Below are 755 nucleotides of genomic sequence, written 5' to 3' on the forward strand. Positions count from 1 at the left end.
CTTGTTGGTTTGGGCTCTTCCCGTTTCGCTCGCCGCTACTCAGGGAATCGAATTTTCTTTCTCTTCCTCCGGGTACTAAGATGTTTCAGTTCTCCGGGTCTACCTTCTCATACGCTATGAATTCACGTATGGATAACACGACATAACTCGTGCTGGGTTCCCCCATTCGGAAATCTCTGGATCACAGCTTACTTACAGCTCCCCAAAGCATATCGTCGTTAGTAACGTCCTTCATCGGCTTCTAGTGCCAAGGCATTCACCGTGCGCCCTTAATAACTTAATCTTTTTGATGTTTTGGCAATCGTTTGCATTCGGCTTCATTTCTTTCTTCGTTTGCTTGTTTACAGAAAGTAAACGTCGCTACACTCATCAAGAAATTCATAGACTGACAAACGTTTTCAAAACATCTAGTCTGTCTACCGAACTTCACAATACCAACATCCACCAGTTATTAATTATGTGTGTCGTTTTTCAACGACTAGCGATAATTGTTTGTTTCAAGCGTTTCGCTTGTTACTCGGTTTTGCTTGGTAAAATCTATACTTACTTATCTAGTTTTCAATGTACAATGTTGAATCCTCAATGAATGAGCATTCAAAACTGAATACAATATGTCACGTTAATCCGCTTATCACCTTAGGTGATAATTCCGTATATATCCTTAGAAAGGAGGTGATCCAGCCGCACCTTCCGATACGGCTACCTTGTTACGACTTCACCCCAATCATTTGTCCCACCTTCGACGGCTAGCTCCA

2 rRNA genes are annotated in these 755 nt (G+C 42.1%); both read right to left on the bottom strand.

From position 1 onward, the window contains the following. Window positions 1–283, bottom strand: a 23S ribosomal RNA gene (locus HHH54_RS10880); the annotation flags it as partial. A gap of 382 nt (window positions 284–665) precedes the next feature. Next, window positions 666–755 (bottom strand): 16S ribosomal RNA (locus tag HHH54_RS10885); the annotation flags it as partial.

Origin of the sequence: Staphylococcus canis (assembly GCF_016238445.1) — a bacterium.
Lineage (GTDB): Bacteria > Bacillota > Bacilli > Staphylococcales > Staphylococcaceae > Staphylococcus > Staphylococcus canis.